Origin of the sequence: Thalassospira sp. MCCC 1A02491, from assembly GCF_001613785.1 — a bacterium.
Classification (GTDB): Bacteria; Pseudomonadota; Alphaproteobacteria; order Rhodospirillales; family Thalassospiraceae; genus Thalassospira; species Thalassospira povalilytica.
Genome location: NZ_LPVX01000019.1, coordinates 1 through 18,039 on the forward strand (window position 1 = coordinate 1; position 18,039 = coordinate 18,039).

The following is an 18,039-nucleotide window of genomic DNA, read 5'->3' on the forward strand; positions in this document are numbered from 1 at the left end:
GACCAAGCGGACCAAAGACTTCTTCGCCCAGTTCATGGTTCGAAAGCCAGTTTTCACCGGTGGTTTCAAACAGATACGGCGTCGCATTGCGCAGATCACATGACGTGGTCAGAACTTCTTTCACGCCCGCAGTTGCGGCAACGCGCTTTGCCCCGGCACGATAGGTTTCCGCCATGCCATCGGTCAGCATGGTCTGGGCCGCCACACCCGAAAGGGCTTCCTTGGCAGCGCTTACAAAGGCATCGGCATCCGGACCATCAATCACAACCGCGATCCCCGGATTGGTGCAGAACTGCCCCGCCCCCATGGTCAGCGACCCTGCCCAGCCTTTGCCGAGCTCTGCGCCACGTGCGGCAACAGCCTTGGGCAGCAGGAACATCGGGTTGACCGAACCCAGTTCGCCAAAGAACGGGATCGGCTCCGGGCGCGATGCGCACAGATCAAACAGCGCACGACCACCGCCAAGCGATCCGGTAAAGCCGACCGCCTTGATCAGCGGATGCTGCACAAGCGACTGACCAACATCGCGTTTGCCACCCTGAATAAGGCTGAAGACGCCCGGATGGACGCCACATTTCTTGATCGCGGCATCAATGGCCTGGGCAACGATTTCACCGGTACCCGGATGGGCGGAATGGCCCTTGACCACAACCGGGCAACCAGCAGCCAGTGCCGATGCGGCATCACCACCGGCAACCGAGAATGCCAGCGGGAAGTTCGACGCGCCAAACACGGCAACCGGACCAATCGGACGCTGCATCAAACGCAGGTCGGGACGCGGCAGCGGCGCACGATCAGGCAATGCTTCGTCATAGCGACGATCCAGATAGGCACCGTCAAGAATGTGGCTGGCAAACAGGCGAAGCTGACCAACCGTACGGCCGCGTTCGCCCTGAAGACGGGCTTCGGGCAGGCCGGTTTCCTGGGTGCCGATTTCGGTGATTTCATCACCACGCGCATCGATTTCATCGGCAATAGTATTGAGGAACTTGGCGCGGTCTTCGCGGGTGGAATATCCGAAAGTCCAGAAGGCTTCTTCGGCGGCCTTGGCGGCCTGATCGACCAGATCAGGGGTGCCGACCGGGAACGTATTGGCCGGGCCGTGGGCCGGTTCGGACTGGAAGGTTGCGGCTCCGGCGACCCAGTCGCCCGCGATCAGATGTTTTCCTGTCAGGGTATAGGACATGGATGTCTCCTCTGTGCGGCGGGGCCGCTTATTTCACAAGATTGTTTTGACGCATGAAGCCAACCAGCTTGTCATGCTGCTTATCAGTCAACGGCCAGGCCGACGGCGGGCGGGTCGCACCGCAATCATCGCCAAGAAGCTTAAGGGCCGCTTTGACACCGGTCACGTTCGTACCGTTCATTTCTTCGGCGCGGACTTCTTCAAAGGCGCTCATATCGCGGATCAGATCGCGGGCCTTGGCATAGTCACCGGCCTCAAGGGCGGCATGGATTGCCATGGACCGTTCCGGCCAGACATTGATCAGCCCCGATGTAAAGCCACGCGCGCCAACCGCATAGAATGCCGGTGCCCAGGTTTCAGCCAGACCACCAACCCAGACAATATCCGGATCACAGGCATTGATCGCCTCGGACAATTTCATCGGGTTCGGGGTTGCCCATTTTACACCGGCCACACCTTCGATGGCACAAAGATCGGCAATCGCCTTGGTGCCAATCGCATCATTGCGCAGATACAGCATCATCGGAAGCCCGCCCGATGCATCGGCAATGCGTTTGATATATTCAACAACGCCACGCGGGGCGACAAAGGGATCTGGCGGCTGATGGATCATCAATGCTTCGGCCCCGGCTTCGGCAGATGCCTTGGCAAGTGCGCAGGCATCCTGTACGCCACGACCGATACCGGCCAGCATCGGCGCACGACCGTCAAGCATTTCGGCGACCGATTTGGCCATGGTGATGGCCTCAGCCGTGGTCAGTGCGTAAAACTCGCCGGTATTGCCATTCACCACCGGAAAATGAACACCCGCCGCAAGCGCGCGGTCGATAATCGGTTTCAGCTTGGCCGGTGCAATGTCGCCATTCTCGTCATAAGGGGTGACTAGAATGCCGGAAATACCTGACAGCACGCCACGCAGATCGGCTTTGGAAAGTGCCATGGGTCAATATCCCTGATTGATTTGGTTCGTGTCATTGCAACAGGGCGCAAATCACGCCCCGTTGCTGTTTCTGATGATGGTTTGCGGCAGCCTAGAAAATATCCGGCTCGCCCGCGGTTTCGCCAAATTCCGGCGACAGGAAGTCAAAGTCGCACCCTTCGTTGGCCTGGGTGACATGTTTGCCAAACATCCAGCCATATCCACGCTGATAGCGCGGCTCGGGCGTTTGCCAGGCTGCACGGCGACGCTCAAGCTCTTCCTCGTCGACCAGCATGTCGAGGCGACGGTTATCAAGATCAAGCTTGACGATATCGCCGGTTTTCAGAAGGGCAAGCGGACCACCGATATAGGATTCCGGTGCGACATGAAGCACACAAGCGCCATACGAGGTTCCCGACATACGAGCATCCGAAATGCGCAACATGTCACGGTGCCCCTGTTTGATCAGGGCTTTGGGGATCGGAAGCATGCCCCATTCCGGGAAGCCCGGACCACCGAGCGGACCGGCATTGCGCAGCACCATCACATGATCGGGCGTGATATCGAGATTTTCATCATCCACCGCCTTTTTCATTTCCGGGTAGCTGTCAAAGACAAGCGCCGGGCCCTGATGATTGCGGAACCGTTCATCACAGGCTGCCGGTTTGATCACCGCCCCGTCCGGGCAGAGATTGCCACGCAGAACCGCAAGCGATCCTTCATGATAGACCGGATTTGAAAGCGGGCGGATGACATCATCATTATAAACCGTCGCACCTTCGAGGGTCTGGGCAAGGGTTTTGCCCGTGACCGTGGTGACGGATGTATCGAGCTTGTCACCAAGCTGCGCCATCAGGGCGCGCAGGCCACCGGCATAGAAGAAATCTTCCATCAGGTAGTCGCCCTTGCCCGACGGGCGGATATTGGCGATCAGCGGCGTGGTGCGGCCAAGTTCATCAAGATCATCAAGGGTGATTTTAATTCCGGCACGACGCGCCATGGCCAGCAAATGCACAACAGCATTGGTCGAACAACCAGTTGCCATCGCAACCACGGCCGAGTTGCGCACAGATGCCGGGGTGACGACCTTGTTCGGGGTCAGATCTTCCCACACCATATCAACGATGCGACGGCCACACTGGGTCGACATACGGATATGACCGGCATCCGGTGCGGGGATCGACGATGCCCCCGGAAGGCAAAGGCCCATGGCCTCGGCAATTGCGGTCATGGTCGATGCCGTGCCCATGGTCATGCAGTGTCCATAGGAACGGGCAATCCCGCCTTCGACGCCGACCCATTCCTCGTCGCTGATGTTACCGGCACGGCGTTCATCCCAGTATTTCCAGGCATCAGAGCCCGAGCCCAGAATTTTACCGGCATAGTTGCCACGCAACATCGGACCGGCCGGAAGATAGATCATCGGAACACCGGCCGAAAGCGCGCCCATCACCAGACCCGGTGTGGTTTTGTCGCAGCCGCCCATCAGCACCACGCCATCAAGCGGGTGGGAGCGAATCATTTCCTCGGTCTCCATCGCAAGCAGGTTGCGATAGAGCATCGAAGTCGGCTTGGTAAAGGATTCGTCGACAGAAATGGTTGGCAGCTCAACCGGGAAACCACCGGCCTGATGAACGCCCTTTTTGACGTCGGCGGCACGTTCACGGAAATGCAGATGGCACGGGTTGATTTCAGACCAGGTATTGAGGATGCCGATCACCGGGCGACCGGTCCAGTCTTCGGGATCAAGCCCCATCTGCATCAGGCGTGAGCGATGCCCGAACGAACGAAGATCATCGGGCGCAAACCAGCGCGCACTTCTAAGATCTTCTGCGGATTTTTTGATTTTGTCGGACATGGCGTTCCTCCCGTCTCGCGATCGTCCCTGATCTTAACGCCAGCGGCTTGACCAGGACGACCTGCACTTTTGATTGATGCTTTATGTATGCGCATACACTAACAAGATGTCAAGCAAACTTACATGTCAAAAAGGTAGATTTATCCTACGCAAAACAGCCGAGAGATTCAGCAATTGACAGGCTTTGCAACAAGATGTATCAAAATATGTATGCGCATACATAAAGCTTGAAAGTTTACAAGCTGACTAACAACAAGAACAAGCAACACCAACGCCTTATGGGAACCACACCAGAAGGCATCACGGGGACATCCCCACCATTCAGGAATGCGTCATTCGGGAGGAATCTTATGACCGGACTTTTTAAATCCATCGCCGCCGCTGCCGGCTTTGCCGCCATGGTTGCAACGCCTGCTCTGGCGTCTGCTGCTGACCTGCCAAGCAACGTTCGCCTTGTCATCGGGTCGAAATCGACCGGTGGTGACACCTATCAGAACAGTGCCATTGTTGCAGAAGCGCTTGCCAAGAAACTCGACATCAATGTGAAGGTTGATGCAGTTGGCGCGGGCGAGGCATTCAAGGCATTGCAGCGCGATTCGCGCGGCACCACGATCATGATTTTCCATGATCAGTCCTATCTTGCGAACCTGTATGGCGTTCGCGGCTATGACGATATCTTTGAAAACTACGTTGTCGGACCGACGGTCGCGATCAATCCGGGCAATGCGTATCTGGTTGCCAAGAATTCGCCGATGCAGTCGATGGAAGACGTGTTTGCAGCAGCTGCTGCCGGCCAGCGCGTTCGCGTTGCCATTCAGGCCGGTGGCGTTTCCGAGATCGGTTTCTCGGCAATGAAAAATGCGGCCAAGGTCATGCATCCGGGATCGGAAGCAAACATCGTTCCGGTCAATACCGGTTCGCAGGCAGACAAAAACCAGCTGATGTTTGATGGTCAGGCTGATGTGATCAACGGATCGGTTCAGGCCAACGAACAGTTCACCCAGCTTGCCAATGACGACCAGAAAGCCATGCGCTTTATCTGGCTGACCGCACGTGAAGAAACCATTGAACAGGCAAATCCGGAAGGCATGGGCGACACCACCCGTGACGAACTTCTGGCATTTACCACTCCGAATGTCAGCGTTACGTTTGACGGGTCGAAAGACTTTACCTTCGACAAGGAATTCTTCTTCCTGTTCAACAAGGACATGGATGCAGAACAGATCGCCACGATCGACAATGCGCTGAAGGAAATCTATGCCGAAGGCGAGATCCAGAAAACGCAGAAGGCATCCTTCTTCATTCCGAACTACAAGCCGCAGGCAGAAGCCGCAGCTTACCTTAAGGCGAAACGCGACCAGTACCGCCAGGTCATCGACGCGATTGCAACCAACTAACTTCCCGGTTGGCCCGGCATATCAATGCCGGGCCCCTTTTGCCTGATCAGGTGGATGGATATTCTTCCACCCGCACGTCCCGCCATAACACCCCGACATGATTTCCATTCTGGTTGGAAATCAGTACCATGGGGAAAAACAGGCACATCCGGAGGCGTCCCATGTCGTTTGACTCCCCCTTTCATGTGACGATTGATTTCAACACGTCGCATATGATTTTCCCGACGATTATCGCCGTGATCCTGGGAATTCTTTTCGTTTCAATTCTGATCACACGCGGCAGCACCATTCTCGCCACGGTTAGCAATGGCAACTGGTGGCCTGCCGGCATCGACCACAAGCGTTTCTTTGGTACGATTGCCCTGACCGTGATCTATTTCATGGCCATGCCGGCAGTCGGGGACATTTTCCCCAATACCGGACTTGGATTTTACCTTTGCTCGATCCCGTATCTGTTCGCGCTTAGCACGCTTTACCTTCACGAGCGCAGCCGTCGAACATTGATGATCGCAGGCGCCAATGCGCTGATTGCGCCAAGCCTGGTCTGGTACATCCTGTCCGAACTTTTCAATATTTCGCTGCCATAAGGTGACCTGAACCCGGTTCTGGTCCCTGTTTGGCGCGGTATGATCCAAGAGATTTACCATGGAACTCCTATCCATTCTGACACCGATGTTCTTTGCGCTGGTTGCCGCGGGCACCGTGATCGGCATCATCTTCGGTGCAATTCCCGGCATGACGGCGACCATGGCGGTTGCTGTCTGTTTGCCACTGACCTATTCGCTGGGTCTTGAAAACGGTCTGGCACTTTTGCTGGGTCTTTATGTCGGGGGTATTTCCGGCGGCCTGGTCCCGGCCATTCTTCTGAACATCCCGGGAACGCCGTCATCGATCACCACCACCCTTGACGGGTACCCGATGACCCAGAATGGCGAAGGCGAACGCGCACTCAAGATCGGGATCACATCGTCACTGGTTGGTGGTCTGATCAGTCTTGCCGCGCTTTATCTGTTTGCCCCGGCACTGGCCGATTTTGCGATCAAGTTTTCCTATATCGAGAAATTCCTGATCATCTTCTTTGCCCTGACCGTGATGGCGGCCCTTTCCAACAGCTTGCTGGTCGGCATTTTCAGCGGTTTTCTTGGCATTTTCATCAGCCTGATCGGGGCTTATGACATTTCGCGCGGCGGCAATGGTGAATTGCGTCTGGTGCCGGAATTCCTTGAATATTACCTTGAAAGCGGCTTTTCGCTTTTGCCGGTTCTGATCGGTTTGTTCGGCCTTGCCACCATCCTGATCGAAGCCGAAGAAGGCATGAAGGAAGGAAAAGGTCTTTCGGGGGTGAAGATCGGCGGCAAGCCGTTCAAGATTTCCGTCTTCAAAGGCCAGATCGTCAACCTGATCCGGTCGTCATCAATCGGTACCTTTGTCGGCATCCTGCCCGGCGTTGGCGGCAGTGCGGCATCCATTCTTGCCTATAGCCAGGAAAAGAACTTTTCCAAGACACCGGAAAAATTCGGCAAAGGTGCGCCAGCCGGGGTGATTGCATCGGAAAGTGCCAATAACGGCCTGACGGGCGGCGCCCTGGTGCCGTTGCTGTCACTTGGCATTCCCGGGGATTCCACCACCGCCATTCTGATCGGTGCCTTTACCCTTCAAGGCATTCAGGTCGGCCCGCTGTTTATCGGCAACAATCCGGTGACGTGGGATGCGATGATCATTGCCATGCTGGCTGCCAATATCATCATGTTCCTGGTGATGGTCTTTGCCATTCGCCATCTGGCCAAGGTTGTGACGGTTCCGAAAAACATCCTGTTCCCGATCATTCTGATGATGTGTGTGGTCGGCGCCTATACCATCAATTACGGGGTGATGTTTGATGTCTGGACGCTTTTGATCTTTGGCCTGTTTGGTTATCTCGCCCACAAGATCCGGCTTGAAATTGCGCCCTTTATCATCGGCTTTATTCTGGGACCATCGGCGGAAATCTATTTCGTCAAAAGTCTGGAATCCTTTGGCACGTTTTCGATCTTCTTTACCAAAAGCTGGATCGCGGTGTTGCTGTGGATCCTGATTGCCCTGTCGATTGCGTTTTCGATTTCTGTCGCGCGCAAGAAAAAGCGCATGACCGACTAAACCAGAATACGTGCCCATAGCCGGGCTGTCACGGCAGCCCGGCCGCCCAACGACACCATCGGGCAAGAAGCAACAGCTCCCTCCCTGTGCTGTAAAGTGGTTCTCAGCCAAACCGCGCTTCTTGCCCACCTTTTTGTGCTGATGTAATGTCCGAAGCAGAACAGATTGGCTGACGTCGGACCAAAACCAAAGCCCGACCATTCCCGGTTCGGACATCAGATCAAGAGACCGTAACCCTTTGTCACTCGCGCCGAAAAATACAGACCAGACCACCATGGCCGAAATCAAAAGCGGCACCGTCACGATGGAAACCGTCGGACGGATAGCAGGTGTTTCGCAGGTCACGGTATCGCGCGCGCTGAATGACCCGAAAAAGGTTTCCGCCAAGACGCTGCAACGCATCCAGGATGCGATCGAGCTGACCGGATATGTGCCCAATATGGTGGCCGGTGCACTGGCGTCACGGCGCAGCAAACTGATTGCGGCCCTTGTGCCATCGATCACCAACGTCATCTATGCCGATCTGATGCAGAATTTCATCAATGTCATTCGCGGATCGGGCTATCACGTTCTGATGGCCGAAACCGGCTTTTCCCAGGATGAGGAACAGGCGGTTGTCTCCACGATGCTCAGCCGTCGCCCCGACGGCATCCTGTTGACCGGCATCCACCATTCGGCCGGCTGCAAACGCATGTTGCTGGGGGCTGGTATTCCGGTGATCGAAGTCTGGGATACGACGGAAAACCCACTTGATGTCTGTATCGGCTTTTCGCACATCAAGGCCGGCGAGGAAATGGCGCGCTATGCGGCGGGCAAAGGTTATCAGCAGGCACTGATCGTATCCGCCGGTGATGAACGCGCCCTGCGCCGCAAGGATTCCTTTGCCAGTCAGTTCAAACAAATGACCGGCAACGCGCCGATTGAAGTGCTTTATGAAGCAGGTGCGACCATCGAACGCGGTCGCAATGGCCTAAGCACCGGTCTGGAAAAAGGTTTTCGCAACGGCATCATCATGTGCAGTTCGGATCTTTTGGCCCATGGCATCCTGATCGAGGCGCAGGCACGCGGCTTGCGCGTACCACAAGACATGGCCGTTCTCGGTTTTGGCAATCAGGACTTTTCGCCCTTTACCCTGCCAGCCCTGACCACGGTCGAAGTCAATCGCGCCAATCTTGGCCGACGCGCCGCCGAGGCGCTGGTGGCACGGATCGAAAACGAACCGCTGCCGACCAAATCAATCGATGTCGGATTTGAAATCATCGAACGCGCATCAACCTGATCGCAACCTGATCGCGACCCGATCAGGCAAGTGCGCGGATCAGGCAAACCGGCGAAACAGTCCGCGCCGTTCACGACAAATCAGGGTAAGCCCCGCCTGCCGTGCAAGGTTCACCGCCGTCAGGGTCGGCCCCGACAGGGTCACAAGCCCGCCCACCCCGCATTGCACGGTTTTGGTGACGATTTCATAGGAACAGCGACTGGTCATCAGAACAAAGCCACCCGCAGTATCAATGCCCTGACGGGCAACCGCACCGAGCACCTTATCAAGGGCGTTATGACGTCCGATATCTTCGCGGACCAGCTTGATGTTACCGCTAACATCGACAAAGGCGCTGGCATGCAAAAGCCCGCCGCCTTCGCGGTTGCGGGTCTGATGATCGGGTAAGGCGTCGATGGCTTGCAACACGACATCCTGTGCCATATTGCCCGGCGTAACCTTGCCGATCTTGTCCATCGCGACGGCTTCAAGTGATTGCACCCCGCACAGACCACATCCCGACCGGCCTTCAAGGGTGCGTTGACGTTCATCAAGACGGTCAAACACATCTTCATGCAGGTCGGCTTCGATCACATAGCCCTGAAGGGTTTTTCGCACTTCGCGCAGCGTGATCTGGGAAATGTCATCAACGATGCCTTCGGACAGGGCAAAGCCGATCATGAAATCTTCGAGATCATGGGGCGATACCATCATCACCGCATGGGACTTGCCATTGAAAGTCAGAGCAGCCGGAACTTCCGGCTGCAACATCATCGGGGCATCGTCATTGGTATCATCACGCGAAATGGCACGGGCAAGATCAACATCGCGCCCGTCAAGGATGCGGTTCTCGGAAGGCTTGGGTGTCATGCAGGTTCCTTGACCTTGCGGATCATCGGGGCGGCTTCAAGCACAAGCGGGTCAATCCCGTCATACCCGTCCGCAATCAGGGCAAACAATTGTTTGCGCATGCGCGGTTCCCAGAAATCGCTGATATGGCCGGCAACACCGGCCACCCCTTCTTCGTGGGGTTTGGATTTGAAAAATGTCGCGATCTGATTGGCCATATAGACAAGCTTGTCAGGTGCCATTGTTCATTACTCTTTGGCTATGGTCTTTTTAACGGATACAGGATTTGCCAGATACTGTGCGCAAGGGAGTATAGCACAATATCTGGCAGGGCATCCTATTCGGCGGCATCGACACGCGGTTTGATCCGGCGCGCCTGTTCGGCCTGACGATCATATTCCACCTGCCATTCGGATGGTCCGTTTGATGCGGAAACCTGAACGGCGGTGACTTTGTATTCCGGACAGTTGGTTGCCCAGTCGGTAAAGTCAGTGGTGATCACGTTGGCCTGTGTCCCGGGATGGTGGAATGTGGTGTAAACCACGCCCGGTGCCACACGATCGGTAATGGTGGCGCGAAGGGATGTTTCGCCCGATCGCGATGCAAGGCGGATCCAGTCGCCTTCGCGAATGCCGCGCTGTTCGGCATCATGGGGATGGATTTCCAGAAGGTCTTCCTTGTGCCAGGCGGTATTTTCGGTACGGCGGGTCTGTGCGCCGACATTGTACTGACTCAGGATACGGCCGGTCGTCAGAAGCAGCGGGAAGCGCGGCCCGGTACGTTCATCGGTGGCGACATATTCGGTCACCACAAACTTGCCCTTGCCGCGGACGAAACCATCCATATGCATGACCGGTGTCCCCAGCGGGGCCTTGTCATTGCATGGCCATTGTACCGAACCTTCGCGTTCCAGAAGGTCATAGGTCACATTGGCAAAGCTTGGCGTGGTTGCCGCAATTTCGGCCATGACCTGTGACGGATGGGTGTAATTCCAGTTCTGCCCCATCGCACGGGCAAGGTTCTGGGTCACTTCCCAATCGGCAAAGCCGTTCTTTGGCGTCATCACCTTGCGCACGCGGTTGATGCGGCGTTCGGCGTTGGTAAACGTGCCATCCTTTTCAAGGAAGGTCGAACCGGGCAGGAACACATGGGCATAGTTCGCGGTTTCGTTCAGGAACAGGTCGTGGACGACAACACATTCCATCGCCGCCAAACCGGCTGCCACATGTTTGGTATCGGGATCGGATTGCAGGATATCCTCGCCCTGAATATAGATACCCTTGAACGTGCCTTCGACAGCGGCATCAAGCATGTTGGGGATCCGAAGCCCCGGTTCGTCATCAAGTTTAACCCCCCAGATATCTTCAAAAATATCGCGGGTGGCACTGTCCTGAATATGGCGATAGCCCGGCAATTCGTGCGGGAACGATCCCATGTCACAGGAACCCTGCACGTTGTTCTGACCACGCAGCGGGTTCACGCCAACGCCCGGACGGCCGATATTGCCGGTCGCCATGGCAAGGTTGGCAATTGCCATTACCGTGGTTGAACCCTGACTGTGTTCGGTCACGCCAAGCCCGTAATAGATCGCACCATTTCCACCCGTGGCAAAGGCCCGTGCGGCTTCGCGCATGGTCTGGGCATCAACACCGGTGACACCCGCAATGGCTTCGGGGCTGTGGCGCGGATCGGAAACAAATGTTGCCCAATCCTGGAATTCATCCCAGTCACAGCGTTCACGCACAAACGTTTCGTCAAACAGGCCTTCGGTCACAATCACATGGGCAAGTGACGTCAGAACCGCGACATTAGTTCCCGGACGCAGCGCCAGATGCGCGACAGCTTCGATATGCGGGGACCGGACCAGGTCAATCCGGCGCGGATCAATCACGATCAGTTTAGCACCCTGACGCAGACGTTTTTTCAAACGCGAGGCAAAAACAGGATGCCCGTCGGTCGGATTGGCCCCGATCAGGATGACCACATCGGTATGTTCGACAGAATCAAAATCCTGCGTCCCGGCCGATGTCCCAAACGTGGTTTTCAGGCCATACCCGGTTGGCGAGTGACAGACACGCGCACAGGTATCGACGTTGTTATTGCCGAACCCGGCACGGATCAGTTTCTGAACCAGGAAGGTTTCCTCGTTCGTGCAGCGAGATGACGTGATCCCGCCCAGCGCACCCTTGCCGTATTTGGCCTGGATGCCCTTGAACTTGTCAGCGGTAAAGCGAAGGGCTTCTTCCCAACTGACTTCCTGCCAGGGATCATTGACATTTTCGCGGATCATCGGATTGAGGATGCGGTCCTTGTGATTGGCATAACCATAGGCAAAGCGCCCCTTCACACAGGAATGCCCGCGGTTGGCCCGGCCATCCTTATAGGGGACCATGCGCACCAGTTCCTCGCCGCGCATTTCGGCCTTGAACGAACAGCCAACCCCGCAATAGGCACAGGTGGTAACGACCGAATGTTCAGGCTGACCGATTTCAATGACCGATTTTTCCTGAAGCGTTGCGGTCGGGCAGGCCTGAACACAGGCACCACAGGATACACATTCGGAATCAAGGAAATCTTCGTGCATGCCCGGTGACACACGGGATTCAAAACCGCGACCTTCGATGGTCAGGGCAAAGGTGCCCTGCACTTCTTCGCAGGCCCGCACACAGCGCGAACAGACAATGCATTTCGACGGGTCATAGGTGAAATACGGGTTGGTTTCATCCTTTGCCATATAGCGCGGATTTTCTTCACCATTCTGGCGGACCTCGACATGGTTGCCGCCGTCATAGCCATAGCGCACATCGCGCAGGCCAACCGCGCCTGCCATGTCCTGAAGTTCGCAATCACCATTGGCCGCACAGGTCAGGCAATCAAGCGGATGGTCGGAGATATAAAGTTCCATCACCCCTTTGCGGATTTTTTTAAGCCGCTCGGTCTGGGTGTGGACCACCATGCCGTCTGCCGCCGGTGTGGTACAGGATGCCGGGGTTCCGTTGCGGCCTTCGACTTCGACCAGACACAAACGGCAGGAACCGAATGCATCGACCATGTCGGTCGCACAGAGTTTGGGCACCTGAATGCCTGCTTCCATCGAGGCCCGCATAACCGATGTGCCTTCGGGCACGGTCACGTCCTTGCCATCAATGGTCAGCGTGACGGTTTTTTCGGATTTGGCGGCAGGAGTTCCGTAGTCGACTTCTTTGATCAAGGACATCGTATTACTCCGCAGCTATATCAAGCGCACGCGGCTTGAAATCATCAGGGAAATGGGTAATCGCGCTCATCACCGGATAGGGCGTAAATCCGCCGAGCGCGCACAACGATCCGAACTTCATGGTTTCACAAAGATCGCGCAGAAGATCGATCTGCAATTCCGGATCTTCGCCACGTTCAAGTTTGTCGACCACTTCGGTGCCACGGATCGATCCGATCCGGCACGGTGTGCATTTGCCACACGATTCAATGGCACAGAATTCCATGGCGAAACGCGCCTGTTTCATCATGTCGACCGTGTCGTCAAAAACGACCACACCAGCATGACCGATCAGGCCATCACGCTTGGCGAATTCTTCGTAGTCAAAGGGCGTGTCAAACAGTTCGCGGGGGAAATAGGCCCCCAAAGGACCGCCAACCTGAACCGCCTTGACCGGGCGTCCCGATGCGGTGCCACCGCCGATCTGTTCGACGATTTCACCCAGCGTCATGCCAAAGCCGATTTCATAAAGCCCGCCATGTTTGACATTGCCGGCAATCTGGATCGGGATGGTGCCGCGTGACCGGCCCATGCCGAAATCACGGTAATATTCCGGCCCCTTTTCAAGAATGACCGGCACCGAGCACAGCGAAATCACGTTATTGACAACCGTCGGACGGCCAAGGAAACCTTTCAGGGCGGGAAGCGGCGGCTTGGCGCGGACAACGCCACGCTTGCCTTCCATGCTGTTAAGAAGCGAGGTTTCCTCGCCACAGACATAGGCCCCTGCCCCCATACGGACTTCCATATCAAAGGTCTTTCCCGATCCGAGGATATTGGTGCCCAACACCCCGGCAGAACGGGCAACTTTTATGGCCTCGGTCATGATGCGGATGGCATCGGGATATTCCGAACGGGTATAGACATATCCCTTGGTCGCCCCGGTCGCGAGACCGGCAATGATCATGCCTTCGATCAGGACAAAGGGTTCGCCTTCCATGATCATGCGATCGGCAAAGGTGCCGCTGTCGCCTTCGTCAGCGTTACAGACGATGTATTTCTGATCACCTTCGGCTTCGCGCACCGTGTTCCATTTGATCCCGGTCGGGAAACCGGCACCCCCGCGTCCGCGAAGGCCGCTGTCAGTTACCGCCTTGACGATGTCGGCTGCCGACATTTTCAACGCGTTCTCAAGACCGGACAGACCGTCATGGGCGCGGTAATCATCAAGCGAAAGCGGATCAATGATGCCGCAACGCTGAAAGGTCAGACGCGACTGGCTTTTCAGGAACGGAATATCGCTGGTCCGGCCGAGATAAAGCTTGTGATCGCCGCCGGTCAGAAAATCTGCATCAAACAGGGTATCGATGTCATCGGTGCTGACCGGGCCATAGGCAACGCGACCGCGCGGTGTTTCCACCTCGACCATCGGTTCAAGCCAATACATGCCAAACGATCCGTTGCGCACGATTTTGATATCGGCACCGGACTTTGCGGCCTTGGTGGCAATCGCAGTTGCGACATCATCGGCCCCAAGGGCCACCGCACCGGAATCAAGCGGGACATAAACCTTGATCGTCATGCGCCCACCTCATTAAGAATGCGGTTCATACGATCACTGGTCACGCGCCCGACCACCTTGCCATCGACCATGGCGGCTGGTGCACAGGCACACAGGCCAAGACAGAAAACAGGTTCCAGCGTGATCTTGCGATCCGCCGTGGTTTGTGACCAATCCACCCGAAGATGACGGCGCACCTGATCGGCGAGCGCATCGGCCCCCATTGCCTGGCAGGCCTCGGCACGGCAAATCTTGATGATATGTTTGCCGGCCTTTTCTTCGCGGAAGTCGTGATAGAAACTGGCCACCCCGTGGACTTCGGCCCGGCTGAGGTTCAGTTTCTTGGCGATTGTTTGAAGTGCGCCTTCGGGGATATGGCCGAACTCTTCCTGCACTTCGTGCAAAATGGGAAGGAGCGGGCCTTCCATCGTGATCATCTGATCACAAATGGCCTCGACGCGGACATTCTGGTCCTCGGTCGTTTCCGACATGCAAGCCTCTCTCTCAAGCATGTTACAGTTATATTTATTGTTTTTAATAGTGTCGGGCATCTGTGGTGCCCGTTCAATAAAGCCATCCCGTTACGCGATAGCGAAAACCTATCAAGGCGCAATCAGGCGGTTTCGAGTTCCGAAATCAGCTTTGCCTCTTTCAGCAGGGCAGAGACCACCGGCGTTGCCGGTTCGCGTTTTGCGGTGATCAGTCCGACGGTATGGCTGGCGTCGGGATCGGTAATCGGGATGGATTTGACGCGATCGCGCATCCCGAAACTGTCGACCATTTTTTCGGGCATGATGCTGGCCCAGTTGCCGGTCTGAACATGGGTAAACAATGCGATCATGGAATCACTTTCCAGTGTCGCACTGACCTTGGCCCCGGCGGCATTAAGGTGCTGATCGATGATCCGGCGGTTCTGCATGTCTGGCGTCAGCAGACACAGGGGCAGTTGGGCTGCTTCGTGCCAGGTGATGTTTTTGCGATCCCCGAGATCATCAAGATTTGATGTCACCAGTTGATAGCGTTCGCGATAAAGCGGGATCGACGTCACACGACCAAGCGGTTCGTTATCAAGATAGGTAATGCCCGCATCGATCTGAAGATTGTCAAGCAGGGCCTGAATTTCGGTCGAGGTGCGCGACAGGATGGCGAAACTGACATCGGGATGTTTTTCGCGAAATGGCGTGGTCAGTTCATGAACCATGGCAAGTGCCGTCGGGATCACGGCAATTTGCACCTGCCCGGTCAGACCGGACCGCATGGCGCGCATTTCATCACGCATGGATCGGGTACTGCCAACAATATGGCGCGCCCATTCCAGAACACGTTCGCCTTCGGGTGTCAGACCCTGATAGCGCGACCCGCGCTTGACCAGGACCACACCAAGATGGTCTTCAAGCTGACGGAGTGCGCTGGACAAAGTCGGCTGGGTCACGCCGCATTCTTCGGCGGCATGTCCAAAATGCTGCTCACGGGCGAGCACCATAAACATTTCGAGTTTGTCGATCATATCACTTCCGGCAACCGGTTTCGCGGCATGCTTTTATCGGGCGTTGAAGTCGGCCAACTGTCGGGCCGAAGCGAGATTGGAAAACATGCGTTGTGACGCTTGTGTGTTCTGGTTGCAGGATAACCGATTACCTCGACGGGCAAAAAGGTTATTCCTGCAACAGAACGCAGGTCCGGGCTGGATGAACGGAACCCGGACCCAAGACATGACTGTGCCAATCATGCCCCCAAAATGACTGACAAGTTGGTGCGTCAGTCAAACGGGCGTCGATCACAGGGTGCGGCAATCGACGCCCAAGGTCGTTACGCTTTGGAAGTTGCTTCCTGTCCGGTGGTTGCACCACCGTCCTGCGTTTCCATGTAGTGCTTGTCGTCAATCGGACGGACCAGCTTGTTGGCAACAAGCGCAATCGCCAGAAGTGCCGCCATCGCATACATGGTGGTGTTATAGAGGCTCGACGTCGGATCAACCGTACCGGCCGGTGCGATTTCCATCAGACGACCGATGGTCACGGTTTTGGCCGCAACCAGCTGATCAAGCTGTTCGATACCGGCACCGAATTTGGCCTGGAATGCCGCCGGGTCGACCTTGCTTGCCAGATCCTTGATCGAATTGGTGACAGAGGTCTGACGCAGCTGGGTGATTGCCAGCGGGCCAAGAACGCCAGCCGTGCTCCATGCGGTCAGAAGACGCCCATGGATACCGCCGACATATTTGGTGCCGAACACGTCCGCCAGATAGGCCGGAATGGTTGCAAAACCACCGCCATACATCGTGAAGATGATCATGGTTGCGGCATAGAACATCACAAGCCAGGTGACAGCCGGGTTGATGCTGACCTGTTCTGCGGCAAACGGGATCGACAGATAAAGTGCGATACCCAGAATGAAGAAGCAGTAATAGGTGTTCTTGCGACCGATATAGTCCGACATGGACGCCCAGAAGAAGCGGCCACACATGTTAAAGACCGAAATCATGAACACATAGGTCGCCGCAAAGGCCGAGTTGACCACCAGCGGCAAGGTCGTGCCAAAGATTTCCGACATCATGGTTTTGGCAACGCCAATCACCCCGATGCCCGCCGTCACGTTGAAGCACAGAACAATCCACAGCAGATAGAATTGCGGGGTTTTCAGTGCCTGATCGATATGGACGTTTTTCTGCGTGATCATGCGCTTGGATGCGGTGTCTGCGGTCGGCGGGGTCCAGCCTTTGGGCAGCCAGCCATCACGCGGCACACGATACGAGAAGGATGCGATGATCATGACGATGAAATAGGCAATCCCGAGCGTGAAGAAGGTGCTGGCAGCACCGGTATTACCCGTGCCGGCGACATAGACGCCTTCTTCGATCGGAACCGGTGCGGCAGCAACCTGTGCTGCACCTGCCACAACGACTTCGACCATCTGGCCACCGACTTCGGCCATGCGCTTGCCACCTTCGGTAACAAGGTTAACCGCACTTTCCGGGCCAAGATATTCAGGAACCTTGTAGAAAGCCGAAAGCAGGCCTTCCTTGATCGGGGTTGCGATCATCGCACCACCGCCAAAGCCCATGATGGCCATGCCCGTTGCCATCCCGCGCCGGTCCGGGAACCAGCGGATCAGGGTCGAGACCGGCGACACATAGCCAAGGCCAAGCCCGGCCCCGCCAATCACGCCATAGCCAAGATAGACAAGCCACAATTGATGGCTGGCAATACCAAGACCGCCAATAATGAAACCACCGCCCCAGCAGAAAGCTGCGACAACGCCGACCATACGCGGGCCGACTTCTTCAAGCCACTTGCCGCCAAATGCAGCAGCAAGACCCAGGCTTACGATCGCAACAGAGAAAATCCAGACAACGGATTGCAGGCCCCAGTCACCGGAACTTGCTGCAACCACGCCGAATTCCTTGATCAGTGGCGGGTTAAAAATGCTCCATGCATACACAGAGCCAATACATAGATGAATTGCAATAGACGCTGGCGGCACCTTCCAGCGGTTAAAATCGTCGCTGGCGACGATATGTTCTTTTTTAAGCTTATCAAACATGTCGTTGTTACCTCCCGGCATTTTGATCTTCTTGCCTTGCCCACCCCCGGTTGAAGGCATTGTGCAGGGCAACCACGGTAGAACCCCGAACCCTCTTTATCGCAATCGCTGTGCCATCCGAAAAAATGCCATGATT

Annotated in this window: 14 protein-coding genes; 4 read left to right on the forward strand and 10 right to left on the reverse strand. The window is 56.1% G+C overall.

The annotated features are described in order from the left end of the window. From AUQ42_RS07330 to araD, 3 genes are all read right to left on the reverse strand, one after another. Positions 1 to 1,186, reverse strand: a 1,186-nt coding sequence (locus AUQ42_RS07330) for an aldehyde dehydrogenase (NADP(+)) (protein ID WP_068518442.1), incomplete at its 3' end; no start/stop codon positions are given. Between the two features lie 28 nt (positions 1,187 to 1,214). After that, on the reverse strand, positions 1,215 to 2,126 hold the full coding sequence (locus AUQ42_RS07335) for a dihydrodipicolinate synthase family protein (RefSeq protein WP_068518443.1): 912 nt from the start codon (positions 2,124 to 2,126) through the stop codon (positions 1,215 to 1,217). A gap of 91 nt (positions 2,127 to 2,217) precedes the next feature. Continuing rightward, a complete protein-coding gene (gene araD / locus AUQ42_RS07340; protein ID WP_068518444.1) occupies positions 2,218 to 3,963 on the reverse strand; it encodes an L-arabinonate dehydratase in 1,746 nt (581 codons plus the stop codon). A gap of 350 nt (positions 3,964 to 4,313) precedes the next feature. Between araD and AUQ42_RS07345 the strand changes: the two genes are divergently transcribed. From AUQ42_RS07345 to AUQ42_RS07360, 4 genes are all read left to right on the forward strand, one after another. Beyond that, positions 4,314 to 5,360 (forward strand): hypothetical protein, encoded by a 1,047-nt coding sequence (locus AUQ42_RS07345; RefSeq protein WP_197460802.1) that lies wholly within the window; start codon positions 4,314 to 4,316, stop codon positions 5,358 to 5,360. Between the two features lie 161 nt (positions 5,361 to 5,521). Then, on the forward strand, positions 5,522 to 5,947 hold the full coding sequence (locus AUQ42_RS07350; protein WP_068518445.1) for a tripartite tricarboxylate transporter TctB family protein: 426 nt from the start codon (positions 5,522 to 5,524) through the stop codon (positions 5,945 to 5,947). Between the two features lie 58 nt (positions 5,948 to 6,005). Continuing rightward, positions 6,006 to 7,496 (forward strand): tripartite tricarboxylate transporter permease, encoded by a 1,491-nt coding sequence (locus AUQ42_RS07355; RefSeq protein WP_068518446.1) that lies wholly within the window; start codon positions 6,006 to 6,008, stop codon positions 7,494 to 7,496. Between the two features lie 274 nt (positions 7,497 to 7,770). After that, positions 7,771 to 8,775 (forward strand): LacI family DNA-binding transcriptional regulator, encoded by a 1,005-nt coding sequence (locus AUQ42_RS07360; protein ID WP_197460803.1) that lies wholly within the window; start codon positions 7,771 to 7,773, stop codon positions 8,773 to 8,775. 39 nt (positions 8,776 to 8,814) lie between these two features. Here the strand turns inward: AUQ42_RS07360 and fdhD are convergent, their stop codons facing one another. The 7 genes from fdhD to AUQ42_RS07395 all read right to left on the reverse strand — a co-directional run bounded on the left by fdhD (position 8,815) and on the right by AUQ42_RS07395 (position 17,903). After that, a complete protein-coding gene (gene fdhD, locus AUQ42_RS07365; protein ID WP_068518447.1) occupies positions 8,815 to 9,624 on the reverse strand; it encodes a formate dehydrogenase accessory sulfurtransferase FdhD in 810 nt (269 codons plus the stop codon). Next, a complete protein-coding gene (locus tag AUQ42_RS07370) occupies positions 9,621 to 9,845 on the reverse strand; it encodes a formate dehydrogenase subunit delta (protein ID WP_068518448.1) in 225 nt (74 codons plus the stop codon). Before AUQ42_RS07370 ends, fdhD begins: the two co-directional genes overlap by 4 nt. 95 nt (positions 9,846 to 9,940) lie before the next feature. Further along, positions 9,941 to 12,820: a formate dehydrogenase subunit alpha gene (gene fdhF, locus AUQ42_RS07375; protein ID WP_068518449.1), complete on the reverse strand. Its 2,880-nt coding sequence runs from the start codon at positions 12,818 to 12,820 to the stop codon at positions 9,941 to 9,943. 4 nt (positions 12,821 to 12,824) lie between these two features. Then, a complete protein-coding gene (locus AUQ42_RS07380; protein WP_068518450.1) occupies positions 12,825 to 14,381 on the reverse strand; it encodes an NADH-quinone oxidoreductase subunit NuoF in 1,557 nt (518 codons plus the stop codon). Continuing rightward, positions 14,378 to 14,851 carry a formate dehydrogenase subunit gamma gene (locus AUQ42_RS07385; protein ID WP_068518451.1) on the reverse strand — a complete coding sequence of 158 codons (474 nt, stop codon included), beginning with the start codon at positions 14,849 to 14,851 and terminating at the stop codon, positions 14,378 to 14,380. The genes AUQ42_RS07380 and AUQ42_RS07385 overlap by 4 nt, the downstream gene beginning before the upstream one ends. Positions 14,852 to 14,973: 122 nt before the next feature. Continuing rightward, positions 14,974 to 15,867: a LysR family transcriptional regulator gene (locus tag AUQ42_RS07390; protein ID WP_068518452.1), complete on the reverse strand. Its 894-nt coding sequence runs from the start codon at positions 15,865 to 15,867 to the stop codon at positions 14,974 to 14,976. 302 nt (positions 15,868 to 16,169) lie between these two features. Continuing rightward, positions 16,170 to 17,903, reverse strand: coding sequence for an OFA family MFS transporter (locus AUQ42_RS07395; protein ID WP_082817776.1), 1,734 nt, complete (start codon positions 17,901 to 17,903; stop codon positions 16,170 to 16,172). Between the last annotated feature and the right edge of the window lie 136 nt (positions 17,904 to 18,039).